Consider the following 25,827-nt stretch of genomic DNA (forward strand, 5'->3'; position numbering starts at 1 on the left):
TGGCTTCGTGCAGCGTGGGGAGATCGGCGGACGCGGCCTGCGTCGGTTCGCCCACTGTGGTCGGAGGTTCCCGTGAGCACAGTCGTCGACGCACACGTCGACCGGGAACTGGTCGAGCGGATCCGCGAACTGTTCGCGGAAGCCGACACGGCCGGGCAGCCCCGTCCGGGCCGACCGACCCTGGCCAAGTTGACCGATGCCACGGACTACCGGATCCGTCAGGCGATCGCCGAGATCGACCGCGGCGACGCCGGTCGAAGCACCCGTGAACCCGCGGGTTCCGCCGGCGACGTCGACGCGGTGGCCGGCGGCATGTCCGGTGCCGGCGACAGCACCGCGCAGGCCGGGCCGGACTCGGCCGACGGCGCCGGCGGATCACCGGCCGTGGTCGGTGACGCCATCGCAAGCGGCATGGTGCCGGCCGGCGACTCGGCACGGCTGTCGACGACAGCCACGTCACCGCCACACCTGGCACCGGGTGCGTCGGCGGCGGAACCGCCGGCGACGACATCGCCGGCCGGGGCACCGTCGCCGGCGCGTCGGGCGTCGGGCGGGCGGCCCCGTCGTCCGAGGCCGGCGGGGGCGTCGGCATCACCAGCGCCGGCGTCGCCGGGGGCCGAGGTGGCGACGGTGTCCGGCGGCCTGTCGCTGGCGACGCCTCCGCCGGCGGTCGGCGGGAAGGTGGCCGCCTGGGCCGGATTCGTCTTCGGCTCCGTCATGTCCGTCGCGGCCAACGTGCTGCACACCTGGCTTCCGGCCGAGCACATGCCCCCGGGCTGGGCCCCGTCGTTGTCCTCCCAGGTAGGGGCCGCAGTGTGGCCGATCGGGCTGTTGCTCAGCGTGGAGGTCCTCAGCCGGGTCCAGTGGAAAGCTGGGTGGCAGTGGGCGCTGGCCCGGTTCGGCGGCACCGGCACCGTGGCGCTCGGCGCGGCCGTGATCAGCTACGGCCATGTGCGTGACGTGCTGCTCGCGTGGGGCTACGGCACGCTGGCGGCCCATGTGGGCCCGCTGGTGTTGGACGGCCTCATGGTGGTGTCCGGGTTCGCCCTGCTGGCGATGAGCGCCGCGCACCCCGCCGGCGACGGCGACGCGATGGCGTCGGGACGACACGACTAGGTGTCACCGGACGCTGGCCGAGAGCCGGGCGTGGCGACTCGGAATCGCCATGCCCGGCTGTCGGCGGGATGAGCCGCCGGCGGGCACCGCCCTGTGTAGCGCCATCGCCGGTTCGCCCGTGCCCCATGGCCATCGCCCGACCGGCCACCAGCGATCCGCCGGCGGCCGGCGACAGCACACCTTCATTGGGCACCCGCCGGCGAGACAGCCGGCTGACGGCTGTCCAACACGCAGATGTGGGATTCATCCCACCGCATCCGCCGGCACGGCAGACCCCCGAAACGCGTCTCGACCGATGCCGCCGGCATCTCCCCGTAGGACATCGCGCCCGAGGGAGGTCACCGTGGATAATCGGATTGTCGCCAGCCTCGTACTCGACGGCCACCCCGAACCGGGGGCTCCCCACGGGATCCGCATCCCCCGGGACCGGATCCCGACAATGGCGGCCTCGACGGCGAGGGTGATGCGGGCGAGGGTGGGACGGCGACCGTCGGCCGTGACGGCTCTGTCGGCGTCACGATCACCAGCGTTGTCACCGCCGGCTGTGACAGCAAGGCGATCGGCAGGACCGTCGGTGCGTCGATCGGTGCCCCTGGCGGCGGCGCTGCCAGGGGCCGTCGCCGGGAATGGCAGAGCCTGCTGTCGGGCCAGAGGAGTTCTTGGGCGGGGTTGGTGTTGCAGTTCCAGGTCGGCTGTCGAGGTTGTCGAGTTGGTGTTGGACGCGTTCGGTGGCGGTGTCGCGGCCTGGCAGCAGCCTGGAGCTGTACTGACAGTTGGGCCGCGACAGCGATGCCGGACGTGTCCAACACCAACTCGACAACCCGCACCGAGACCGAACCTGACAACGCGTGAGTCGCGAGATCCCGTTCACCGGAAGACGGCCTACCAAACAACGACCACCATCCGGTGACCTGATCCACAACGGTGGGCGGCGTGTCGGCGTACAGGTCAGTCAACGTGCACAGCCCGGTACGGATGAACGGGCTCTGTCGCTGATCTTGTGACACAAGGCAGCCCGGTAGTTGATCATGTTCGGGGTGGGTTGACGATCTTCTCCCGCATCTGGCCGGGATCGTGGTCAAGGTCGTGGAGCGGACGCTTGGCGCGGTCGTGCTGCATGCCCGGGTCCGGTCGACGGAAGGGGCTTGTCCACGTTGTGGTGAAGCGTCCGGGCGGGTGCACGGCCGCAGCGAATCCTGCTACGGGGCTGAACCGCATCACAAGATCAGCGACCGAGCCGATGAACGTGCGCACGGGCACCAGGTGATCCCACCTCCGAGCACGGGGTGAGTCCGTCCCGCTGCTCGGACACGTCCAGCACTTGCCCTGATGTTCAGCCGAGTGGCATTGCCGCCACCGACCCACCAAAACGAACGTCCCTTCTGCCGACGAGCGGGCATTGGGCGGTCGCCTCATGGCCGATGGCCGGATTGAGAGTGGCGGGTCAGTCGTGGCCGCTTGTCGTAGTCTCGAGATTCGAGCGGATGGTTCTGGTCAGGTGGTGGTCGGGGCCCAGGACCCGTTCGGTATCGGCCAGTGTCGCCTCGTACAGCGGGATGGCACGTCCCAGGTCACCCGCCGACCGGTAGGCGCGGGCCAGGTTGTGGCGTGAGGTCAGCGTGGTCGGGTGGTCAGGGCCCAGCACCCGCTGCCGGTCGACCAGCGTCGCCTCGAGCAGCGGGATCGCACGCCCCAGATCACCCGACTCCTGGTAGGCGCCGGCCAGGTTGTTGCGTGAGATCAGCGTGTCCGGGTGGTCAGGGCCCAGCACCCGCTCGGCATCGGCCAGTGTCGCCTCGTACAGCGGGATCGCGCGCCCCAGATCACCCGCCGCCCGGTAGGCGATGGCCAAGTTGTTGAGTGAGGTCAGCGTGGTCGGGTGGTCAGGGCCCAGCACCCGCTGCCGGTCGACCAGTGTCGCCTCGAGCAGCGGGATCGCGCGCCCCAGATCACCCACCGACTGGTAGGCGTAGGCCAGGTTGTGACGTGAGGTCAGCGTGTCCGGGTGGTCAGGGCCCAGCACCCGCTCGGCATCGGCCAGTGTCGCCTCGTACAGCGGGATCGCGCGCCCCAGATCACCCGCCGCCCGGTAGGCGCCGGCCAGGTTGTTGCGTGAGGCCAGCGTGTCCGGGTGGTCAGGGCCCAGCACCCGCTCGGTATCGGCCAGTGTCGCCTCGTGCAGCGGGATCGCGCGCCCCAGGTCACCCGCCTCCTGGTAGGTGTATGCCAGGTTGTTGAGTGAGGTCAGCGTGGTCGGGTGGTCCGCGCCCAGCACCCGCTCGGCATCGGCCAGCATCGCCTCGAACAGCGGGATCGCACGCCCCAGATCACCCGCCGCCCGGTAGGCGTCGGCCAGGTTGTTGCGTGAGGTCAGCGTGTCCGGGTGGTCCGGGCCCAGCACCCGCTGCCGGTCGACCAGTGTCGCCTCGAACAGCGGGATCGCACGCCCCAGATCACCCACCGCCCGGTAGGCGCCGGCCAGGTTGTTGCGCGAGGTCAGCGTGTCCGGGTGGTCCGGGCCCAGCACCCGCTCGGCATCGGCCAGTGTCGCCTCGAGCAGCGGGATCGCGCGCCCCAAGTCACCGGCCGCCCGGTAGGCGTGGGCCAGGTTGTTGCGTGAGGCCAGCGTCTCGGGGTGGCCGGGGCCGTGGAGGCGTTGGCGGCTGTGGGTGGCGCGGGTGTGCAGTGCGATAGCCGTGGTGGTGTCGCCCTGGCCGTCGAGGTAGAGGCCAAGGCGGTTGGCGAGGTGGCAGAGCGGTTCGGTGTCGGTGTCGGGAAGGGTGTGGTCGAGCAGTGCCCGCGCGTGGGGCAGCACCGTCTGGAAGACGGGCCAGTCGGCGGGCCAGCGGGGGTGGGATTCGGCGAGGGTGGCGGCGAGGGTGGCGGTGGTGGTGTCGCGGGCGTGGGCGATGCCCGTGGGTTGGCGGTGGGGGTCGGCCGGGTCGGGGGTGCGGGTGACGGCCTGGACCAGGCGGTGCACGCCGACGGTGTCGCCGGTGAGGGTGATCATGCTGTAGGCGGCCAACCGGCCCAGCGCCTCCGACAGCTCCGGCTCGTCGAACGCGCCCGCGACCAGGGTTCGCGGGATGGCGTCGGGGGCGTACCAGGCCAGATGCCGCAGCACCCGCCCGGCCAGGGGCGTGTCGGCGAGGCGATCGAGGGTGACGTGCCAGATCCGGGCCATGGTCCGCTGGGCATCCCCGCCCTCCGCCGTCGCGGTGAACATCCGCGCCGGGTACCGCCGCAGCAGCTCCAGGTAGGCGACCGGGGTGATGCGGGTCTGGGCAAGGTAGGCGCCCGCCTGCTCGACCGCCAGCGGCAGCCACCCCACCTCCGCACACACCCGGTCCGCGCCCGTGAGGTCCGCCTCCGGCCACTCCGCCCGCACGATCCGGGTCAGCAGGTCCACGGCCTGCTCGGCGGGCAGCACGTCCAGCGGCACCGGCTCGGCCACCCCGCCCCAGCCGCCACCCCGCCGACTGGTGATCAGCACCGTGCCCGTCCGCACCCGCGCCAGCAACCCCGCCGCATCGGCCGGTGCGGTGAGGTTGTCCAGCACCAGCAACCAGCCGTCACGGGCGGCCAGCCACCGCACCGCCGACTCGGTCCGCCGCTCCAGCGGCACCCCCGCCAGCTCGGGCACCAGCGCCACCGCCAGCTCGGCCAGACCGGTGTCGATCGCGGCCGGCGAGTCCGCCGTCACCCACCACACCGGCGCGAACCGGCCTGCATGGAGCTCGGCGAACCGCGCGGCCAGCGTGCTCTTGCCCACCCCGCCCAGACCGTGCACCGCCACCACCACCGCACGCCCCGACCCGGCCAGCGCCGCCTCCAACCGCGCCAACTCCCCGCCCCGACCCACGAACACCCCCGAGGACACCGGAACCCGGCCCACCCCCGACGGCGGCGACACCGACTCCATCCCCGGCACACCAGGACCACCGACCACCACACCACCGTGGACCGTCAGATCCCGACCGGCCTGCAACACCACCGACCGACCCGACGCCTCAGCGGACTGGACCACCCGCCGCGCCTCGCTATCCATCCCCCACCGCTCCGTTCACGCCACGAGCAGGCCACCCACGGCCGACCGATCACGCACACCACAACCCACACCCACCCCGACGACAACGTACTAATGCGCACGTACACGGCATCGGTCAAGCCGGGCCAGCTGTCGTAGATCGGATTAATCTTTGTTGACACTGAAGTTATCGCGACGACGATCATATTCGAGGAACAGGCGGCTTCCCGTCGACCCGTCGCGACATCAAGGGCTGGACGCGGCGACTGACGTCGCCCCTGTGTGATCACCTCACAGTGCCCACCGTTACCCGGTCTTCCGTCGCGTTTGCCTCGGGTGGCCCGGCCCAGATCTCGATATGTGGGCGCTGGCGAGCAAACGGCGCGACACGCGCTGACGGAGCGGCCTTCGACATGACTCTCGACTGCCTGGCTCGGCCGACAGATCTTGAGTTCGCAGCACCTCAATCACCCTGCATTAACGGAGTGTAGTCAAACGATCATCTGGAGGCCGTTTTGCGGCGTGTTGCGACGACTTTGGTGACTGAGTGTGAGTTTTGTGCTTAAGTGTCGATGTCCGGACGGCCGTCGAGGCCCAGGGGTCTCGTGTCGGCAGTGGGGTCCGGAGCCCGGCCTCACCCGACAAGACGGGCGACCGGAAGACGTGCCCGCGGGGAGCGGGCCGAGCAGCAAGGGGGGATCGGCATGCACAACTTTGCCAGTCGTCGTGTGGGGACGGTATCGAGCCGTCGTCCGCCGCGGCCGCGGTAGGTCCACGGTGGACCGCAGAAGGCTGCGCCTGGCGTCGGTGCCGCCCGCGGGCGGCACCGACGGTGTCGAGGAGAAGATCGTCCGGGCCCTGACCTATCCGAAGCCTCGCGCCGAGGAACGCCCAGGGCGCATGCGAAGAGTCAATCTGGGCGATCTGCAAACCGCGCTCGGCGAGACCGACCTCAAGTTCGCCGTGGTGCTGGTCGACGACAGCGGCAGGATCTCGGGACGACCGGTGTTCGAGCATCTGCTCTGGTCGGCGGGCAACACGTTCACCGCATGGGCCGGTCGAGGCCACCTCATGTTGCGACCGACCGAGGAAGGTCCGTTGTCCCTGGACGGGCGCGGGCGGATGGCGCTACCGCCGACCCTGTTGCGCTACTGCGGCATCGACTCCGGTGATCAGGCGTTCCTGATCGCCGCGCCCGATCACCAGGCGCTGATCGTGCACCCCTTGATCAACCTCGCGCACATGGTGCGGACCTTCCACACCGACCTGTACGACCGCGAGATTCAGCAAAGGATTTCGGGCCTTGACCATTGACGACGATCTCGCCGCAGCCCGCCTGCTCCTGCACCGCATGGGCATCTCGGCCGAGGACCTGATCACCTTCGAGAAGCGGGCGAGCAGCACGCCGCTGGCGGATCTGGTGTCGACCGTGTCCCGCGTCGTTCCCGGGCCGACCCGCTCCTTGTACGAGACGTACTGGAACAAAGCACTCGCGGCGTGGCCGGAGCGTCGAGTGGTCGACATCCAACCGACCGACGTCGCGTGGTTCATCGAGCACGCCAAGGACACCGCGGTCGTCCGCCGATCCAGCCGCAACGGTCACAGCGCCGCCGAACACGCCTACGACTCGGTGCGCTGCCTGTACCGCCACGCTGTCGCCCTGCGGCTGCTGCACCCCTGGGACGACCCGACCTCGCACGTGGCCAAGCCCAAGCGGCTGGCGTCGAACCGTCGCGCGCTGGAGCCGGAGTTGGTCGAGATCATCGTGGAGGTCGCCTCCACCACCGGCGACGATCCCCGACTCGACGCGTTGTTGCTGCGGTTCCACATCGAGACCGCCGCACGGCGGGGCGGGGCGCTCGCGCTTCGGCTGCGTGACCTGGACCCCGACCAGTCCCTGGTGCAACTGCGGGAGAAGGGCGACCGCAACCGCTGGCAACCGGTCTCCCCCACTCTCATGAACGCCCTGCGTGAACACGCCCGTCTACGCGGCGCCCGCGACGCCGACAGCGCAGTGCTGCGTTACCACGACGGACATCCCCTGACCAGGCGCCGCTACAACACCCTCTGGGATCGCATCGGCGCACACGTGCCCACCGTACGCACGCAGGGGGTGTCCATACACTGGCTGCGCCACACGACACTGACGTGGATCGAACGAGCCTACGGCTACGGCGTGGCGCGCGCCTTCGCCGGGCACGCCACGGCAAGCTCCAACCGATTCGGCGTCACTCAGACCTACATCAAAGCCGACACGCGGGACGTCGCGATCGCCCTGTCCGCCTTGACCGGCGAACCGCACCCACTGGCGGTGGCCTTGCCGTCGATGGACACCGCCCCGGCACCGCAAGAACAGCAGACACCGACGGAAACGACGACGTCGAAGTCCACCGGTTCAGCGGCCTGACGCACCACCAGGACGAACGTAACGCCTCCGGCAGCCCGACGGTCCGGTCCGTCGACTGCCGGAGGGTGTCGGCGCGAAGACAGCCCCGCCTGCGCCCACACTCGGCGTTCACCGGCACGAAACAGTGGTGACGTCATCTCCGCGGTGCTCGCGCCCCGCTCCGGGGCGACGGACGGCCGCCGGCACGTGCCGCGTGAGGATCGCCGGCGACGGCTCGGTCGGCGGTCGGCTCCTCGGCCCTTCCCATCCGCCGGCGGGCGGCGAGACGGCCGGAATCGCGGTATCCCGACGCGGCGACGTCATGAGGGCGCTTCATTCCCGTCTCGCCTCGGCACGCGCGTCGGGGCGACCGGTGCGTCCGAAGCCCCACGGCACCCTGAGGCAACACCCGGTCGGGTGAGACGAGACCGTGTCCCGTGCCGTCTCCGCTGGTGGGACAAGGGTGCGTGGAGCCGACGACCCGGACCGGCGTCGGGAGCCACTAGGGTGCCGGTCGAACGGCTCAGCGAGCGGCAGACCGGCGAGGCAGACTCATGACGGACGACGTACACCACCATCACATCGATCTTCTCCTGGAGATCGCGGCCAGTGCGGACCGTGTCCGCCACCCCGATCTGCCGTTGACGGCGTTCGTCGCACCGCAGCATCTCCCGGATTACGACACCGACGAACCGGATGACGAGGCCGTCGAGGCATCCGTGCCACCGGACGAACTCCGCCGGGCACGCATGCGCCGCGGCGTCCTGCTGGTCGCGGCGCACCGCATCGTCGACCACTGCGCCGAAGATCTGTCGCGGCTGCGTTTCGACGCACACGGCCTCCCTGACGCCGACACCGCCGAGGACTCGTTCGTCTACGGCTTCTTCCCGCCCCGCTACCGACACGTCTACGACAGGCAGTTCTTCCGCTCCGTCCTGACCACGGCGGTGAAGGTCTCCTACGACCTCGCCGATCCGTCGGGCGGACCGGCCGCGTGCACCGCGGAGGAGATCATCCGCGACACGGTGCTCGACATGGCGGGTGACCTGTGTCGCGGTGCCGGGCTCGGTCGCTTCCCCAAAGGGTTGGACGAAGTCCTGCTGGAGGACACCGACTTCGTCAGGCTGTTCGACAGCGAAGCCGACGAACGGCTCGGCGTGGCACCCGACCCCGCGTTCGATGCCGACACGGTGCGGGGTTGGTTCGAGTCGTTCCGGCCCGAGACCGTGGCACATCCCTACGGTGAAATCCGATCCGTCACCCCGAGTGTGCGTGACATGTGGTCGCGTCGACCCGAAGCCCCATTCGGCGCCGCCGACCCGGGCGACAACGACATCGATGTCGACGCACCCGAGCCGCTGGCGCAGTGCGGGCCTGTCACGGAGGTCGTGGCCCGCGAGCGAGCAGCCGCCGACCGCACGACGACCGACCTGTGGGTTCCCGACGACAGCGACCTGGAAGCCTCCTTCGCCGCCCTGTCCGTCGTCGCGGCACGCACCACCCAGGGCAGCGGATGGCTCACCTGGCAAATCCGCGACGACACCGACGCAGTGCGCACCGACCCCGTCGTCAGCCTGACACCACACCGCCACTTCCCCATCCAGCCGGACGAGCCCTGGGTCGACACCGAGATCGCACCCCACGCACGACGACTCGCCATTCCCCTGCGGGCCATCGTGTCCTACAGGCCCGACGATGCTGTCCGGCGTAAATGGATGCCCGTACCCGACGGCCCGCCGCCACCGATGCCGATGCCCCCGGTGTGAGCCCGTGGGCCGTCCACCAGCCCTGGAATCCGAGCGCGCCAAGGCAGGAGGTGCGGTGTTCGGATTGTCGTTGCCCCAGGACTGGTAGCGCAATCACCAGCGGCGCACTTTCCACAATTACGAGCGGCGGGCCCACCGAGTGGAGCACGTGACGGCGTTGCACGCCGATCCCGCCTGCAGGGTGCCTGCCAGCGGTGGCCAGCTGATCTCCGATTCGATGCACCTCTGTGACCGCGCGAACGACCACACGGTGACCATCATGATCGACCCGTTCCGCGCGCTGCCGCCCAGGTCCGAGGCCGTCGTATTCCACACCCGTCTCGGACTCTGCACAGCCGAACTCGCCGAGGCCACCCACCCCCTCGCCTCCGAAGAGATCACCACGAACCTCATCCGGCTCGCCGTACAGGCAGGCGACGCGCACGCCGCCGCCGACCTGCTCGCCCACCGCGCGCGCCGCCCGCACCCGCTGGCCGACGAACAGGCGCTCACGAGCGTCATCGAGACGTCGGGCCTGAGGCAACGCGTGATGCCGCCGGACTTGCTGAACTCCCTCACCTCCGCTGCCGAGCACGCGCTGGCCGCGCTGGCCGATCTGCTCACGTGTTCGCGGACCTGATGAGCCGCACCACCCGACCACACCTTCGGCAGCCGCCCTGCGGCAAGGACGAACCTTGTGGCCGACATGGCAGCATCGGTGACCTCAACAGCAACACGACCGACGATCGAGCAGCGCAGCTGCGTCGAGCCTGGTCCATCGACTCGTTGCCGAGGGTGTGATCGTCTGCCCTGCGGCCGGGACAATTCCGAACGCCGGGCACGAGGAACCGCAGGCCGGAGTTCATCATGCTGACGTCGCGTTCGGTGGATAGCCGGGACAGCGCAGGTGTGGTTTGCCGGGCTGTGGTTCCCTCTCGGAGAAGGTGTCCTGCCACAGGGCGGTCTCGGAAACGTCATCGCGTCTGGCCGGGTCTTGAGCATGAGCACCTCGCCCCAGCCGTGCGCCGCCAGCCCTTGTCCAACTTCGCCGCTGGCCACGCCCGCCACTCCGGCCGCATCCGCGACCACCGCCCCGGACAGCCTTCTCGACCTCAACGCCCGGCACCACCCGCCCGTCAGCGGGCGGGTGGTGCCGGGCGTTGGCGCACGTGTGGGAGACCCGGAACCGCCGCGCCACCTGCGGCGGTCTCTCACCTTGGGCAAACAGCTCGGCGGCCTCCATCCATACTCGCTACCGTCCGGCCTGCTGCCTTGCGGTCAGACCACCACCATCGGGATACCGCATACCGCCGCGTGCATCCACCATCAAGGCCACCGCCACCCGGAACCGAAAAGATCAGTACCCCTGCTCCTCGTCCTGATCCTTGAGAGTTTCAGCTTGTGTGTCATCAGCACCAGGTTCAGCGCTCAACTTCTCCTCCGGAGCGGTGGTGCGCCGGTACTGCGGGTGGTCAAGGTCCATCTGCTTCGCGGCGTGCAGGGGAACGGGGAAACGGGAACGACCGTCCCAGAATTGGGCCTGGTGGCAGAGCTTCGCCGTGGTGATGGCGAGAGCTTCCAGGGACACGCTGTCGGCGCATGCAAGGGGGTAGATTTCACTGGCCGTCATGGAGTACCAGTTCTGAGGCATCTCCCCCTTGCGTCGCTCCTCCTTCCTCTCGGAGGAGACGGAGGGCTTTGCGTCCCACCGTGTGTACTTCGATCCCAGTCGGCCCGCACCGTCCCCGTCGAAGGCACGAGGTACGTTGCAGAGGATCCACACTGGGGTGCCGAAATCCGTGGTGACCTCATAGAGCGTTCTCGCGGTCTCCTTCTCCACGGGCTCGCTGTCCTTGGCCTTGGCGATGTGGGTGGTGCCGACCGGCTGGAGAACCTCCTCGTCGTCGATGTTGATGCGGATGACGCCGTGAGGTCGCTCGTCTCGGGCCAGGGTGCTGCCGGGGAGCCAGTAGCGGCTCTTCGCGTTCTCGGGCGAGCCGCCCAGGTGCATGTTCTGCAAGCCGTCCCACATCCGTCGGGAGGCGAGGGCGTCCACGGTGACCACGTACGGGGTTCCGTCCAACTCGTCGGCGAGGTCGGCGAGGGCGCGCTCGACGGTCTCGGCCGCGTCGTCCCAGCGTTGCCGGTAGGTCTTCCTGTCGCCGGTGCCCTCCGGGTAGGCGCTGGCGTGGAATGCGGGCTGTGCGGTGCGGTAGGGCTGCCACTCCGGTCGAACGGAGCTCCAGCCGAGCATGGTCCAGGCTCCGTCGTCGTCCTGTGGGGGCACGAGGGCGGACGCGGTGATGATCACCTTGGGTTGGCCGAACTCTCCCTTGCGCTTGTTCTGCTGTCGCACGTAGATGCCGACGTGGGCGATGCGGTCGACCGGGTAGCCCGTCTTCTCGGGCCGCAGAGCGTTGGCGATGCGGTCGTCGATGATGCCCAGCGAGCGGTAGAGGTCCAGAAGGGCCATCTCGGCGGGGTGGTCCTTGGCTTTGGGCTTGATGACGCCCTTGTCGTCTTTGCCGCGCAGGTACTGGGTGGGCACGCCGCGTTCCGCGAGGATCTTCTTGGTCTGGGGCTTGGCATCGAGGTCGTCGAGGCTTGCCCCGCTGCCGTCGTCGGTGTCGGCGGTGGGGATCTCGGTCTCGCACCAGGTGCCGACGAGCACCCCGTCCCGGGAGAGCAGCGAAGCCCCGGTGGCGGCCAGCGCCGCGGTGCGGTTGCCGGCGGGTCCGGGCTTGAGGAAGTCCTCGGCCTGGTGGAACACCGCAGTGATGCGGTCGCCGTGCAGGCTGAACTCCGTGCCGTCGTGCGGGTCCAGGCCCTGGGGATCGAGGTCGAAGGCCTTGCAGAAGGTGTCGAGCATCCGCAGCCGGGTTTCGTCCCGGTACCACAGGCAGACGATGCGCAGTTTCGTGAATCCGGCGGTCTCGACAGAGGCGACGATGGACTCCGGTGTCGGGAAGAGGCTGCCGCGCGCACGGATCGGGCCCAGTGTCTTCGGGTCCGGGTGACGGTCTCGTTCCTCCTTGCGGCGCTGGTACTCCTGCTTGGAGATGTTCTCCGGGTCGGTGGGGCGGTGCGGCATGCTCATGCGCACCTCACGAATCTCCAGCGGCGCTGCCGTGTCGGCGAAGATGCCGGTGAAGTGGCGGTGCAGGAGCCTCAGGTGGTGCATGCCAGTGCCGGTGCCGATGGGGAACGAGTAGTTTTTGGGCAGGAACGGCCAGACCTGCCCGGGATGTTCGCGGGGGAAGCGGACCGGTTCCTTCTTCTCCTTCGCGTCGGCGAGCAGCTTCTGCTCCCGCTTCGACCGCTCGTCGATGGTGCGCAGGATGGAGTAGTCCATCTCCAGTCGGCCGAGGGCTTGCAGAGCCAGGCGGTTGATGGTGCGAGCACCGCCTCGGCCGTTGAGGGTGACCTCCAGCACGGGGCGCCCCCGACCGGGCTGCTCCGCGAGAGCGGTTTTCGAGAAGACCAGCGAGGAGGAGATGCGGGTCACTCGTGAGCTCAGCAGCAGCACGGGGTTCTTGATGTTGGGGACAGTCTTCAGCTTCAGCGCGGTCCGGGACAGGGCGTAGCGGCCGCCTTGCTCGTTCTCCCAGGGATCGTCGAACGCGACCAGGCCGCCCGTGGAGTCGGGCCGCAGCGTGATGGTCCTGTTCTCGGAGATCGACCAGGGTTGGGAGGCGAGGCGCTGGGAGAGTTCCCAGGCGACCGTGCGGTACAGCCAGCCGGGAGCCGTGGGCTGGCTGTTGTGGACGGGTTGGAGGTGGTCGGCCAGCAGGTACTTGTGCTCGGTGGTGTCGGCGATCCGCTTGGCAAGCTCTGGTGGCGTGGTGAGGTCGATCGTGCCGACCTCCTGTCCGAGGGCCAGATGGTGGGTGAGGGTGAAGACGCGGCGCAGCAGCGTGCTGTCGATCGGGTTGAGCGAGGCGAGGAACGGGTCGCGGCGGTCGGGGTCGAAGTGGACGTAGCCGCCGCTGAGCATGCTCAGGACAGTGGTGGCGATGGAGTAGGGGGCCTGGGCGTCGTCGTTGTTGAACTTCTTCTTGCAGCTCAGGTCGAAGTCGTCCCACAGCTTCCAGGTCACTTCGTCGAAGTGCCGCACGTGGACCACGGCGTCGCCGACCAGCTCGGGGGTGCAAGGGAAGGCGAGGGCGTTGAGGTACTTGCCGGGTGCGGGGTCGTGCTCGGTCACGTGTTCTCGTTTTCTCTCGTGCTGTCCGTCAGTTGCTCTGGTGGCCGGATGCGGGGGCTTCGATACCGGCGTAGGAGAGGAAGGCGTTGAGCGCCTCCCCGTACAGATCGTTCATGCGTTGCCGCACGTCGGGGGGCCACAGTGAGTGGATGCGCCGCAGGACGGTCTCCAGGTCGGCGCTCCAGGTGTCTTCGTGGAAGGCGTAGTCCACCATGTGCAGCACGGCGTCCGTACCGCCGCGGCGGGCGCGCCCGGCGAGCTGGATCAGGTCGACGATCATGCCTGCCACGACCTCGTCCTGCAGCGACTTGTGCATCGCCGTGAACTGGGGAGCCGTGCGCAGCAGCAGGCCCAGTTGTTCCCAGGCCGACTCGCCGGCTTCGGCCAGGGCCTGCGACGGGACGGGCGCGCCGCCTGGCGGCAAGGCGCGCAGACCGGCCGCGTTGATGCTGCCGTACATCTCGGCGGGATCGTTGAGCAGCGCGAGGGGACGTACACACAAGTACACCGACCGGACCGCCGAGCGGGTGCCGATGACGATGTTGAGTCCTCGCGCGATCAGCGACAAGGGGACGACCAGGATTTTCCCGTGCCGCGGGAAGTCCTCGAACTCCTCGGCCGTCAGACGTACGGCGACGTTCTGCCTGGGCAGGTCGGGGTCGGTGCTGTGCAGATCCTCGGCGCGCACGGCCAGGCACAGTCCGCCGTCGTATCGTCCGGCCTGGGCGATGCCGCGGGCCAGCCACGCGCACTGTTGATAGGAGTTGGCTACGACCAGGACGCGGCCCCGGTCGTCTTTGCTGGTGCGGTTGAGTTCGCGGTGGATGTGCTGGTCGTACAGGTTGCTGCCGAGTTCGATGAGTGCGTCTTTCTTGCGGCTGGGGTGGGTTCCAGAGACCTTGATGGGCTCGCCGAACAGGGGGTGGCCCTGGCCGTAGTCGATGCGGTGTTTCCTGGCCCGGATGGACTTGGCTTGGGCGTCGGTCATCCACCACCGCACCGGTGCGTGCAGGTGCTCGCGAACCGCCTGCGGGAAGTAGGCGGTGGCCGACAGCCCCATCACCGGCCGCTCGACACCGGCTAGGACCAGCGAGACGATCCCGCCCAGTTCGGCGGTGAAGGTGTGTGGGTCGCCAGCGATGGTCTGGGCGACCAGGGCGGCGTTCTTCTCCTTGTCGTCGAGGCCGGTGACGCGGTAGCCGGTGATGGAGCGCCCCAGCATGCCCAGCGGCAGAACCGCGGAGACGGCGGTGGGCTGCAAGCCTTCCACGATCCTGTGGGCCGATCGCAGACCCGAGGACCGGTAGTCGTGGGCCTTGCCCTGCAGGACCGCCAGCGCCTCGTCCAGTTCGATCATGGCGGTCCGGGTGACCAGCAGGTTGATGGCTTGGGCGCGTCGGTGCGGGTCCTTGACGCTGGCCTCGAGGAGACGGTGCAGTTCGATCTTGACCTGGTCGAGCAGGTGCTCGCCGCGAGGTGCAACCAGCGCGCTGAGCGCTTCCCGCACCTCGTGCCAGTCGGGCTCGAGCAGGCTGGTCTGTCCGCCGAGCGGATCCAGGCGCTGGTACCTGGCGGGCATGAGGGCGTTGAGCTTCTGGAACAGCTCGACCGGGATGGATGTCTCGTCCTCCGCGCACTCGTCCGGCCACAGCAGCCGCAGCAGGACGCGGTCGCGTCCGCGGGCCAGGTGCCAGCGGGTGCTGGTCTGGTCCGGGATGCGCGTCTGCGCCCGGTCGTCCTCCGTGACGTGCAGGCTCAGGGCGTTCTTGCAGATGCTCAGCAGCAGGAACTCGGCCATGAGCCGGACGTGGCTGACCGCGGGCAGGAGGTTGTGCTCGTCGTCGACGGGCAGCCGCTTGGCGTCGGTGTCGATCTCCTGGGGCGCGGCCGACCAGTGCCGGCGGGAGTGCAGGACGATCTCGCTGGCGCACTTGTCCACTGCCCGGGACTGGAATTGGTCGACCTCGTCGACCAGGACCGCGTGGCAGGTCCGCAGCGCGAACTCGGCGGCGGTCATACCGCGCACGGCACGGCCGTCGAGGTTGACGCCGATGCGCAGGTTGCCCTGCATGAACACGTAGTGGTTCATGATGACGACGTTGGCCTCGGCCGACTCGTACACGGGGGTGTACTTCCCGCAGGTGGGGATCCAGGGGCAGGCTGCCGCCCCCACGCCCTGGCGGTGCAGCGACAGGCAGGGTTCACGGCCCGGCGGATAGTCTCCGGTGGCGTCGAGGAACGTCTTGAGGGCACATCCGTACGCCAGGGGGTCCACGTCGCGTTCGGCTCGCTTGCCCCACTCCCCCGGCGCGTCCGGCTCCTCCTTGATCAGGGAGGCGAGCTTGATCGCCCGGTCGTGCATCCCCGACGACGACATCAGGTGCGCGCAGGTGGCCTTGTGCTCGATGACCTCGCTGCGGTGCAGGTGGGCCAGATCCTCGCGCACGTTCCAGGTCAGGGCCAGGCATGCCTTGATATCCGGCAGGACGATCGCCACGCGCAGGTCGCGCGCGGCGAACCACGCGGCCATGACACGGACCAACACGCTCTTGCCGGTGCCGGTCGGCGCGTTGAAGATCTCCATGCCCCCGGCGGTCAGCGTCAACGCCTCCGCAGGCGACACGGTGTCGGTGGTGTTCAGCACGGCGAACAGCTGCGCGAGGACCCGGTGCAGGTAGCGCTCGTCCTCCGGGTAGCGCGAGTCGATCTTCTCCGCGAGGTCGAGCAGGTCGGGCGTGGGGATGCGCAGGTCCGCCAGATGCGGCACGGTCGAGACGGAGGGCAGGCTGTCGTGGCCGAACGCCTCTGTGAACTGGGGGTAGGCGGGGATCGTCACCCGTCCGTGGACCTGCCCTACGTCCTTGACGAAGATCTCCCCGGTTTTCCACGTGCCCGGTCCGGCGAAATCCACCGGTTTGGCGCGAGCACTCGGACGCCGGAACCGCGCGGTCAGACGGTCGACGTAGCCGAGCGGGTCGCCCCCGAGCCTGGGCAGCGCGGCATCGGCGGTGAACGGGTTGTCGCCCGGCAGTTCGAAGGGCGCCATGACCGACGAGTCGGCTGGTTCGTCGGAGTTCAGCCGTGCCAGCAGGGAGCGTGCCGCCACCGAGAATTTCGCGACGTCGGCGAGTTCGCCGGGAGCGATGGAGCAGACCAGGGCGATCCGCTGCTTCTCGTCGTGGGGCAGTCGGTTCCAGCGGTCCCATGCCCGGTACTTCCCGGACAGCAGGAAAGCCGCTTCGGCGAACGGCGCGGCGCCGCGGGGATCCCCATCGACGGCCTGGGGGAAGTAGTGGGTCGCGAGGGCCAGCGCGGCGTAGACCGCGGTCTGTTCGATCGGCAGGTCGCTCACGCCCAACTCACCCCGGCCTTCTCGCAAATCATCTCGCCGAACTCGGAGGCAGTGGCCACCTGCATGTCGTACTTCGCGCACACCCCCGACAGCAGTGGCACGTGGCGGCCGTGGTGGTCGGGCAGCACGAGCCAGTCGGCTCCGCCCCGATCGCCTTCCTGGGCGTGGATGAGGTCGGCCAACGTCCTCGCCGAGGTGTAGTCCTTGATGTCGACCTTGTACGAGGTCTTCCTGCCCCGTTTCGGGCGCACCTCGACCAACAGGTCGAAGGCGTCCAGTCCCGGCCACAGGCTGACCTTCAGCCCCCGTGCGGCCAACTGGTCGTGCAGCGCCAGCTCTGGCAGGCCGGGAATGGTCGTGTAGCGCCAGATCCCCCGCGTGAGCGCCTTGTGGCCTTCGGTGGGCAGCGCCGTCGGCACGTCGCCGAGATACGGATACAGCACCGCCTCGCGCCCGCCGGGACGCGGCGGCGCGGGCTCGGGCAGCAACTGCGGCGCGCCGGCGTCGGTCGGCAGACCGAACAGGTAGGAGGCTCCCATCTCGGCGTGGGGCGCGTACCAGCAGCGCGCCACGCCCACGGTGGTTCCCGCGTTGTTCCGGACGGTGATCCGCATAGGCCACCGGCAGATCGGGCAGGCAAACCACCAGCCCCGATAGGCCGAGTCGTAGGGAATGTCCCTGTAGAAGTCCACGACCAGCGGCGGCAGCCGCAGGTCGACCAATTCATGCACAGGGCCTGCGGGCCAGCGAATCAGATCCCTGCGACCGGCCTCGTACACGGCCTGCTCGCCATGTTTGCGCAACAGCGTGAAAGCCGTTTCCTGGTCGAGCTCCGACTGGAATTCCCGGTCGCTGACCACAGCCGCGGCCTTGCCGATCTTGTGCAGCAACCGCAGCAGCATCTCCTGCTCGAGATCGAGGTCGAGGGCATCCTCGGTCACCTGCCCGTCCTGGTCGACGACACGCGTCCCCGCCAGGTCCAGTGGCATGACACCGTCGGGCAGCAGAACGGCCAGGTCCCCCGCCAACGCGCGTCGGAACTCCCCGAACGACAGCGGACTGCCCGGACCACGCGCCGCCTGCATCATGCCGTGGCACTCCATCAGGGTTTCCAGGCGCTTCTCGGGTTTCGCCTCCGGCGCCGTCATCGCCTTCGCCGCGCGCAGAGCGGCCCGGGTCACCAGGTATCGGACCCGGACGTCATCGAGCGTCTGCGCGCCGTCGTCCGTGGAACTCGTCACGGCCCGGGAGCATAGAGGACCCCACCGACAAAACACGTGACCGCAAAAATAGGGCTTTTGTGTTTACGGTTCCTCGTTCGCGATGCCGTCCAACCCGGCAGTGTCTACATGCGAATAAAGCTCGCGATAAATATGAAGATATTCCGCGACATGACGTCGACCCAACCGTGTCAGGCGCCACCGGTACTCGGCGACATGCGTCCCGCCCGGAGCCATGACGGGCACCGAGTCCACCAGGCCACGACTCGGCCGCCCTCCGGACTTGCCGCTGTAGCCCACACCGATGAAGAACAGCGAGCGGCCGGCCAGTAGGTCGTCCTCCAGCCCGACAGGCTCGGCGGCGGCGACGCGCACCACGACCCCCCACAGCCACTCCGACAGCAGGTGTGCCGCCGGGCCCGGATCACGCGGTTCACCCAGCCCCGCCCGGGCGGCCGCCCGTCCACGGCGCGTGATCTCCACCAGCACCCGTCCGACCGTGCCGACGGCAGGGTGCTCGACCGAGTCCTCGGTGATCACCACCAGATCCCGCCGCGCTAATGCGTGCACCGTCGACCCGGCACCGGGGTCATGCACACCGCGCCGCCGCAGCCGCTCCTGCAACCGGGTGTACCCGACCACCGACGGTGCGGCTTGCAGCGCCAACGGCAATGCCCGCCACTGCGCCGCCCCCTGCACGGGCAGTCGCTGGACCCGACGCATCCACATCTCGGTCTCCGTCATGCGGTCCTCCCGCATGATCTCGCCAAGGTAGATCCGTTGACGCTCGTTCAACGACTCCCAGGTCGCCAGCGCCCTTCGAGAAGCCTCCGGCTTCCGCCGGGTAGCCAGAACCGGGGCCTGCTCGTCGTGACGGGTGCGCATCCAGGCGTCCATGATCATCCGCACCGGAACCCTGTACGCCTTGGCCAGCGGAGCAAGAAGCCGCCCTGTCACTTCAGGCTCCTGCCAGTGCCGTCCGCGGACCGGCCGACCGTTCTCCAATGCGGAGATCTTGGACGCGGACACGCACAGCTCGCGCCCCGCTGGCGACGCCCGCAGCAACTCCGCAACCCGCTCCAGGGTCAGCCCTGCCGCATACCTCAGATCGACGAGCGTCTCCTGCCCACGAGCGGCGCCCGTGAGCACATCCACACCGCAGTCCAGCGCCGCAGCCAACCGCTCAAGACGCGACGGCGTGGGCGTATGCCTGCCCTCCTCGTAGAAGAAGATCATCCTGGACGAGACCCCGACTCGCTCGGCCAACGCCTCGCGTGTGAGCCCCAGCTCGACACGCCGCGCCACAAGCCGCGACGGGTCGACCCCACGCAAGGGAAGAGGCATGCCTGCATACAAGTCGAATGAAGACTTCATCGCAACTGAAGATGCCGAAGCCGTGAACGAGGTGGTGCCGAAGCCGCTGTTTGTGATCTCGGGTCGCAGTGGGCCGGGTGGACGTTGCGTCGTGCCGGATGGCTGCAGGCGTTGACAGAGTTGTCGATCGCAAGGCTCGAGTGACATTCGCAGGGTGGCGGTAGGGCACCGGTGGATCCACCACGAGCGTCTACGCGTCGACCACGCGTTGGCCGGGGTGGCGGTTCCGGAGGTCGCCGTTACCGACCGGAGCGTCATCGGCAGCCCCGCACCTGCGTCAAGGCCGATGCCAGCGAGCCGGAGCGCGCCCACGGCGCCACCACGAACGATTCATAGGCCGCCGCCGGTGCATCCCCGACCTCGTCGCTGGCCCGCCCTCGGTGCCCGGCTGGACCTCAACCTCTCCACATACCGATATCGCCGTCGGTCTGGCCCCGGTCAGGGCCTGCTGCGCCGCTACTTTCTCCGACCGGCCAATGGTCGCACCGTCCGAGCCGCCGACGCGGCCACCCGCCTGCTCGACACCGACGGGGGGCACTTATCCGGCCGACTTCGGCTTGGCGCTGCAGGCGCGGGTCATCTGTGTCACCCGGTCGGGGACTGGTCGGCACCACCGGCTACCTCGCACACGAGCAGGCGTCTAGGAGCGTTGCGTACGCGGCCGGAACACCAGTCGCACGAGTCGTCCCGCGTGGAACACCGAGATGAACGACAGCAGTTCCGCCTTCACGTTCTTGGCCCGCACAGCGACAGTGGCGGGGTCACCTCCCAGCAGCCAGTCCGCCAGAAGAGCGGGCAGGGAGAACGGCAGCCTGAAGGCGCGCGTCCCGTCGGCCGGGACGACGACCCAGTCGCTGCTGACGTCCCGTCGAGTGATGCGGACGTCGATGTCGGTGCCGTGTTCTGCGATGTAGGCGCCGAAGTCCGCGAGGTCGTCGGGGCGGAACACGAGAACGAACGGCGCGGACGGGAACCCCAGCAGCAGTGAGTCGCCGACGCGTGACGCGAGCGAGTCGGCGATGCCGGCAAGCCGCCGGGGTGGCAGCTCGCGGTCTTCGGCGCGGGCCGGATTCCGCGCCGACGACTCGCGCCCGAGGACGTCGATGGTCGTATCCTCCGGTGGGATCCGCTCGGCGGTCCAAGTGTCCAGCGACAGCCGCAGCGCCGTACGCACCTGCCCGCGGGGAAACGGCCCGCCGGTCGCAGCAGCCAGTTCATGCAGCTGCCGGGCGGCCTCCTCGACCCCGCCGCGGAGGCCCTTGAACGCCTGGCCGGACAGGTCGACCAGGAAGACCTGCTGAGCCAGGGCGTACTGCTGTGCCGGGCGGGTGAAGCCGCTGGTGGAGAACAGCGCGTATCGGTAGAGATGACGCTGGACGGGCAGGCGCAGCCTGCCGTGGTGCGCGGTGGAGTAGTACTCGTTCACGTCGTGCACGACGCCGTGGGCGTTGCGGACCGCCGCCAGCCCTGTCGTCGCCCTGCGGTACTTGGCCTCCACGAAGATGCGCAGCGGCAGCGAGAAGGGTGTGGGAAGGGTCAGTTCACCGAGCACGTCGGCCTGGTGGTCGGAGCCGCGACCACGCACCAGCAGGCCGTGGTTGCCCTCGGCCAACGCGTCGGGATCCTGCTGCGCAGACACCAGCAGCCGGTAGCCATTCTCGAACAGCAGACGGGCCAGCACCTCTTCGAGAAGGTATCCCTGCAGTGCTTCGATCCCGACCATGCCCGCCTCCCCCGAACCTCGATCCGCTCCCGACAACATCGTCCCGTACCACCTGTCCCCCACCGGGACCGCACCACGGCCAGCGCTCGTCGAGCATGCTCTCAACCCAGCGACTCCGTCGCTCTACCAGCGACGATGACTTTTCGAGCGGCACAGGCAGGGCCACCGCGCGGTACCGACACGACACGAAACCGGTCGGGCTGGTCGACGCCACGCGCGCCGACGACGCCGCGCCGGATACCGCAGCGATCGCCGTGGCGTCGCGCTCGCTCGATCACGCCCCGGATCAGTCGGCGATGTCGGCGACCACAGCCGAGTACCCGAAGAACTACCCCGTGTTCCACAGTTCAGGGTGTTGACTAGTCCACGAATTGGCGGGTTGACCTGGGCAAACGCATGGTTGCCCAGTGACAAGGCGTGTCACTAGGCGGCGGTGTTCGTGCAGGTCAGCGTGTCGCGGGAGTTGCCTCGTGGACGCGGCGGGGTTCGTCGAGGGCGAGGGCGGCGAGGATCTTGCGCTGGGCTGGGGTGATCTCGGTGCGTTGCCGGAAAGTGCCGGCAGGGCCGGTGAACGTACCCAGGTGCAGGCGTTGCAGCTCGTCCCGCATCGATGGCCAGGTCTGCCCGGTGGTGGTCTCGGCGATACGGATGAGCAGCAGCGCCAGCCAGCACAACAGGACGTGAGCCCGGATGCGGTCCTCGCGTCGGTGGTGGACCGGTCGCAAGTCGATGATCTGCTTCATGTCCCGCCAGCCGCGTTCGACCTCGAGGAGCTGCTTGTAGCCGAGAGCGATGTCCTCACTGGACAGCTTCGGGTCCGAGCAACGCAGCAGGAACTTCCCGTCGAGATTGGCCTCGCGGTCGATGGCCTTCTTGTCGATACGCAGCAGCCCGCCGGGAGTGATGCGCAGGTAGCGTTTGAGACCGGGCCTGGTGGAGATCACGCCGCGGAGTTCGGCGCGCTTGTCCTTGGACAGCTTGTCCGATCCTGCGATCGCCTCGTCGAGTTGGGCGAGCATCCGTTGTCTGATCGTGGCGTCGCGTTGTGCGGCCTCGGGGTTGAAGCAGATCACGAACCTGTCGTCGGCGTCGGCGAGGTTGACTTCCTTGACTTGCAGGTTCCCGGCGACCGTCTTGTAGCGGCCCTGGCGGGCCAGCGCCGCTTTCGCTTCGTCGGAGTCGCCGCGCAGCTTCTCCCCGAGGATGTAGTGGCCGCCGGCGCGCTGGAGGTATCTGCGGTTCTCCGCGGAGGTGAAGCCGCGGTCGGCGACCCACACGACGCGGCCCAGCGACCAGTCCCGCATGTCGTCCTTGACCTGGCGGATCAGCGCGGAGTCGCTGGTGTTGCCGGGCCAGCACCAGCATCTGACGGGGATGCCGTCGCGGGTCACCGCCATCCCGATGACGACCTGCGGCAGGTCGGGTCGGGAGTCCTTGGACTTGCCGTAGGTCCGAAACCCGGTGGCCTTCATGGTGTCCTGGCCGTCGGTGGCCAGGACACCGCGCTCGTCGCGATCGACCGGTTCATCGGGTTCGTCGAGTTCGAAGTAGGTGCTGGTGGTGTCGAAGAACAGCAGGTCCACTTCGAGATTCAGCAGATCGGCGACGTTGTCGTAGACGACGCGGGACAGTTCCGGGGCCACCGCGATCAGCCAGTCCATCGCTCGGTAACAGGCCTCGTCGACCACGGTGTCCAGTCCGTCGATCACCACGTCGTGCTCGATCCAGCGGGTCGCGGCCAGCTTCGAGGACGGCGCCAGTGCCCGGTTGGCGACCAGCGCGAACAGGATCCGCTCGGCTCGCTCGTCCAGTCGGCGCCCGGTGAGCATCCGCCGTATCGCCGCATCGATCCCGAGCCTGCGCCACAACCCGTCCAGGACGAACGATCCGCCCAGAGGTCGGGACTCGGTGAAGGTAAGGCCGGTCGGTCCGCCGCCGGCCAGCGCCTGTGCTGGGTCCAACAACCGGGTCAACGCCGCGATCAGGCGGCGGATGGCCTCGGTGTCGAGGGTGTCCTCCCTGCCGAAGGAGTACAGGACCTTCGTGCGTGACATGCCCGCGTCGGCGTCCCACTCGTTGTGGGCCAGCTGCAGGTACCGGATGACCTGGCCGTCTTTGGTCTTCCGTGTCGAGGCCTTCACATACACGGACTAGACGATAGCAGAGATCCAGCACGTCAGATCCCTGTCACTACCAAAGCGTGTCACTAGGCAAATTCAAGATTTCCGCTAGACGTCACCGTGCTGACCTGCAACTTCATCCGTCGCGCCGACCAGAACAGGCCCGCAACTGTGGAACGCGGGACTACCGCCGCTCAACAAACCTCTAGCCAATGCGTTGGCGTCACGCAGCGACACGATGTTGTGCAAGTTTGGCCATGATTACTTGGTTGGCTTCCCATCCGTCGGGGAACTTCGCCGGCACCGACAGGTGCACTGGGTCGGTCAAAGGATGGCTGTCCAGGAGATCTCTGATTCCTTCGCGGGCGACGACAATACATGCCTGCCGGTGGCGGGAGGTGAGCACGCACATCCGACCGGCCTCCAGGTGGAACGCGGTGGCGTCCCGACGACCCGACAGCGGGTGTACAACGATGACGATCTCGAACTCGCGGCCCTGCAGCCGGTTGGCGGTGTCGACCTTCACACGGGACGCGTTCGGGTTGCCTGCGCGGGTCAGTGCGGCCCGGACGAGGTCGGCCTGGTCGTGGTGAGCGACGCCGATGGCGATGTCATCGGCATCCAGAACCCGGCCGTTGGTGTGGCGCTCGCATGTGGTGATCGCGCCGCGGTCCAGCAGCCGGATAGCCAGGTCCGCGGCGGTCTGGATGGATTCGGCGTCGGTGTCCTGGGCCGCATAGGCGGCCACGGCATGGTGGTGAGGGCTGCCGCGTCCAGCCGGGCGGTCATCCGGGATCGCAGGACGGGAGTTCTGCGGTGGACGCCGACGACGTTCTCCAGGTCGATGAGCACCACCCGGTCCGTGGGCAGCATCGGAATCAGGTCCTGCCCTTTCCAGACACGTCGACAACCACCGACGGGTGATCGTGTCGTCACCGGAGATACTGGTCACCATGACAGCCGTGTCCGAGGACGAGATCAACAACTGGGACCAAGCCATCGTGAATCTTCACGCCACCGTGGCAACCGAACCTGCCGATGAACGAGCGGCCCGCGAAGCTGCGGCGAACCTGTGGTCGGAGTTCGGCTACCGGGACGCGCCCGCCGACGTCGTGAGGATGCTCGTCCACGCCATCGAGATCGGCTACATCACCGCACTCCGTGACCTCCGCAACGGGGGCGGCGATCGGCTCACCGAGCCCCTGCCACGCGACTGACCGGTGCCAGGTGCCGTCATCGACGCCACCCGGCTGTGATCAGAGCGTCGTCGTGCACCTCGTCCAACGGCACCAACCGCTAGCCTTCCTGATCCTGGCATCGACAAGGGAGGGGACACCTGTGCTTCGCCTACGACCCGATCGCCGACCGGAGTGCGCCGGACATCCACGTCGTGGTCGACCTGAAGGAACACAGCGTCACCGGCCGCACCAGCCACATCCCGGCGCAGAAGTCCACTACCTCACCGACATGCTCGTCATCGAAGTCGCCGCCCCGCAGATGCACCGCCTCCGCCAATCCGACCCTCTGCAACGTGCTGCTCCTGCAGTTCCGCCGCGGCGGCGAGCAGAACAGCCGTGAAGGACCGATACCGCAGCATCGTGGACGTCTACGTCCTGCTCCAGAGAGACGATGGCAAGATCCTGCTGCTGGAGCGCGCCAATACCGGCTACGCAGACGGCCAACTCTGCCCTCCCTCCGGACACCTGGAGGCGGACGAAACCGTGGCCGACGGCGCGATCCGCGAAGCCAAGGAAGAAGTCGGTGTTCTCATAGAGCCCTCGGCGCTGCGGTTCACCCACGTGATCCACTACCGCAGCCCTGAAGGTCAAGGCCGCATCGGGTTCTTCTTCACCGCCAACGCCTGGCGAGGTGAACCGGTGAACCAAGAGCCACACAAGTGCGCCCGTCTGCTGTGGGCCGATCCCTCCGATCCGCCCGCCAACACCGTCTCCTACACAGCCCTGGCTCTCGCTCAGATCACCAACGGAGCCGCGTTCTCCGTGGGCGGCTGGTAGCGGATCAGGTCGATCACGTCCGCTATGGCTTCCGGGCTTCGTGGCGAGCAGCGTGAGTTCGGCGTCGATCCGCTCGGCTTCCCCGTCGTCGAGAACGGCGGACATGTACACGGCCTCGTCGTGGAGGTGGCCCGGCAGTCCGGGCCGCTCGTACGCACCACGAACGGGCGCTGCCGGGACGAGACCCATGCCTTGACCGAACGGCTTGATGAACCTGACCGACCTCGCGGCCCGCCGGGCAGCCGACGCACGAACCGGAGCGACCGTGACGTCGGTCGACCTGCGGTCGAGGCGCCCGTCGGATGTCGATACCGGAGCGGCGATGAGACCGAGTGTGTGAACAGCACGTCAGGTTGATCTCGACTCCACCACGTAGTGCCAGCCGCACCACGCACGACGCTCTTGGTGGCGATCCCTCGTTGAGGTCGTCGTCTGCCAGCCTCAACACCGCTGCGCCGATCTCACGGCGGGAAGGGTCGGCCAGCCATGAAGTCCCCGGAGTGGACCGCCCAGACTCCCCCACCATGTGCTTGCCGTTCCCCGAT

16 protein-coding genes are annotated in these 25,827 nt (G+C 68.6%); 7 read left to right on the plus strand and 9 right to left on the minus strand.

What is annotated here, in order from left to right; translation table 11 throughout:
- The first annotated feature begins 72 nt into the window (after nucleotides 1-72).
- Entirely contained in the window at nucleotides 73-1,116 is a 1,044-nt protein-coding gene (locus tag ALI22I_RS50515) for a DUF2637 domain-containing protein (protein ID WP_077004773.1), read from the plus strand.
- Nucleotides 1,117-2,560: 1,444 nt separating this feature from the next.
- Here ALI22I_RS50515 and ALI22I_RS07570 read toward each other — a convergent pair.
- Nucleotides 2,561-5,164, minus strand: coding sequence for an ATP-binding protein (locus ALI22I_RS07570; RefSeq protein ID WP_083751520.1), 2,604 nt, complete (start codon nucleotides 5,162-5,164; stop codon nucleotides 2,561-2,563).
- 756 nt (nucleotides 5,165-5,920) lie between these two features.
- Between ALI22I_RS07570 and ALI22I_RS07575 the strand changes: the two genes are divergently transcribed.
- The 4 genes from ALI22I_RS07575 (at nucleotide 5,921) to ALI22I_RS07590 (ending at nucleotide 9,914) form a co-directional block, all read left to right on the plus strand.
- Nucleotides 5,921-6,457 (plus strand): hypothetical protein, encoded by a 537-nt coding sequence (locus ALI22I_RS07575; protein WP_077004775.1) that lies wholly within the window; start codon nucleotides 5,921-5,923, stop codon nucleotides 6,455-6,457.
- Entirely contained in the window at nucleotides 6,447-7,550 is a 1,104-nt protein-coding gene (locus ALI22I_RS07580) for a tyrosine-type recombinase/integrase (protein ID WP_238598177.1), read from the plus strand. Before ALI22I_RS07575 ends, ALI22I_RS07580 begins: the two co-directional genes overlap by 11 nt.
- A gap of 533 nt (nucleotides 7,551-8,083) precedes the next feature.
- Complete coding sequence (locus tag ALI22I_RS07585; protein ID WP_077004777.1) at nucleotides 8,084-9,295, plus strand: hypothetical protein; 1,212 nt, start codon at nucleotides 8,084-8,086, stop codon at nucleotides 9,293-9,295.
- Nucleotides 9,296-9,554: 259 nt separating this feature from the next.
- Nucleotides 9,555-9,914 carry a hypothetical protein gene (locus ALI22I_RS07590; RefSeq protein WP_143532038.1) on the plus strand — a complete coding sequence of 120 codons (360 nt, stop codon included), beginning with the start codon at nucleotides 9,555-9,557 and terminating at the stop codon, nucleotides 9,912-9,914.
- A 717-nt stretch (nucleotides 9,915-10,631) separates the two neighbouring features.
- Here the strand turns inward: ALI22I_RS07590 and ALI22I_RS50520 are convergent.
- The 7 genes from ALI22I_RS50520 to ALI22I_RS07630 all read right to left on the minus strand — a co-directional run bounded on the left by ALI22I_RS50520 (nucleotide 10,632) and on the right by ALI22I_RS07630 (nucleotide 24,015).
- On the minus strand, nucleotides 10,632-13,478 hold the full coding sequence (locus ALI22I_RS50520) for an RNaseH domain-containing protein (RefSeq protein WP_077004779.1): 2,847 nt from the start codon (nucleotides 13,476-13,478) through the stop codon (nucleotides 10,632-10,634).
- Nucleotides 13,479-13,506: 28 nt separating this feature from the next.
- Nucleotides 13,507-16,830: a hypothetical protein gene (locus ALI22I_RS07600; RefSeq protein WP_077004780.1), complete on the minus strand. Its 3,324-nt coding sequence runs from the start codon at nucleotides 16,828-16,830 to the stop codon at nucleotides 13,507-13,509.
- Nucleotides 16,827-18,011, minus strand: coding sequence for a restriction endonuclease-related protein (locus ALI22I_RS07605; RefSeq protein ID WP_202970839.1), 1,185 nt, complete (start codon nucleotides 18,009-18,011; stop codon nucleotides 16,827-16,829). The genes ALI22I_RS07600 and ALI22I_RS07605 overlap by 4 nt, the downstream gene beginning before the upstream one ends.
- A 123-nt stretch (nucleotides 18,012-18,134) precedes the next feature.
- Complete coding sequence (locus ALI22I_RS07610; protein ID WP_083751521.1) at nucleotides 18,135-19,571, minus strand: helix-turn-helix domain-containing protein; 1,437 nt, start codon at nucleotides 19,569-19,571, stop codon at nucleotides 18,135-18,137.
- Between the two features lie 493 nt (nucleotides 19,572-20,064).
- Entirely contained in the window at nucleotides 20,065-21,147 is a 1,083-nt protein-coding gene (locus tag ALI22I_RS07615) for a restriction endonuclease (protein ID WP_077004783.1), read from the minus strand.
- A gap of 446 nt (nucleotides 21,148-21,593) precedes the next feature.
- Nucleotides 21,594-23,294 carry an IS1634 family transposase gene (locus ALI22I_RS07625; RefSeq protein WP_077004785.1) on the minus strand — a complete coding sequence of 567 codons (1,701 nt, stop codon included), beginning with the start codon at nucleotides 23,292-23,294 and terminating at the stop codon, nucleotides 21,594-21,596.
- A 196-nt stretch (nucleotides 23,295-23,490) separates the two neighbouring features.
- Nucleotides 23,491-24,015 carry an AAA domain-containing protein gene (locus ALI22I_RS07630; RefSeq protein ID WP_238598178.1) on the minus strand — a complete coding sequence of 175 codons (525 nt, stop codon included), beginning with the start codon at nucleotides 24,013-24,015 and terminating at the stop codon, nucleotides 23,491-23,493.
- 205 nt (nucleotides 24,016-24,220) lie between these two features.
- Between ALI22I_RS07630 and ALI22I_RS07635 the strand changes: the two genes are divergently transcribed.
- Complete coding sequence (locus tag ALI22I_RS07635; protein ID WP_143532041.1) at nucleotides 24,221-24,484, plus strand: hypothetical protein; 264 nt, start codon at nucleotides 24,221-24,223, stop codon at nucleotides 24,482-24,484.
- A 130-nt stretch (nucleotides 24,485-24,614) separates the two neighbouring features.
- Here the strand turns inward: ALI22I_RS07635 and ALI22I_RS07640 are convergent, their stop codons facing one another.
- Nucleotides 24,615-24,797, minus strand: coding sequence for a hypothetical protein (locus ALI22I_RS07640; protein ID WP_077004787.1), 183 nt, complete (start codon nucleotides 24,795-24,797; stop codon nucleotides 24,615-24,617).
- A gap of 68 nt (nucleotides 24,798-24,865) precedes the next feature.
- On the opposite strand from ALI22I_RS07640, the gene ALI22I_RS07645 reads away from it, so the two are divergent.
- Entirely contained in the window at nucleotides 24,866-25,282 is a 417-nt protein-coding gene (locus tag ALI22I_RS07645; protein WP_202970842.1) for an NUDIX hydrolase, read from the plus strand.
- Nucleotides 25,283-25,827 lie beyond the last annotated feature (545 nt).

Origin of the sequence: Saccharothrix sp. ALI-22-I, assembly GCF_001984175.1 — a bacterium.
In the GTDB taxonomy this organism is placed as follows: Bacteria; Actinomycetota; Actinomycetes; order Mycobacteriales; family Pseudonocardiaceae; genus Actinosynnema.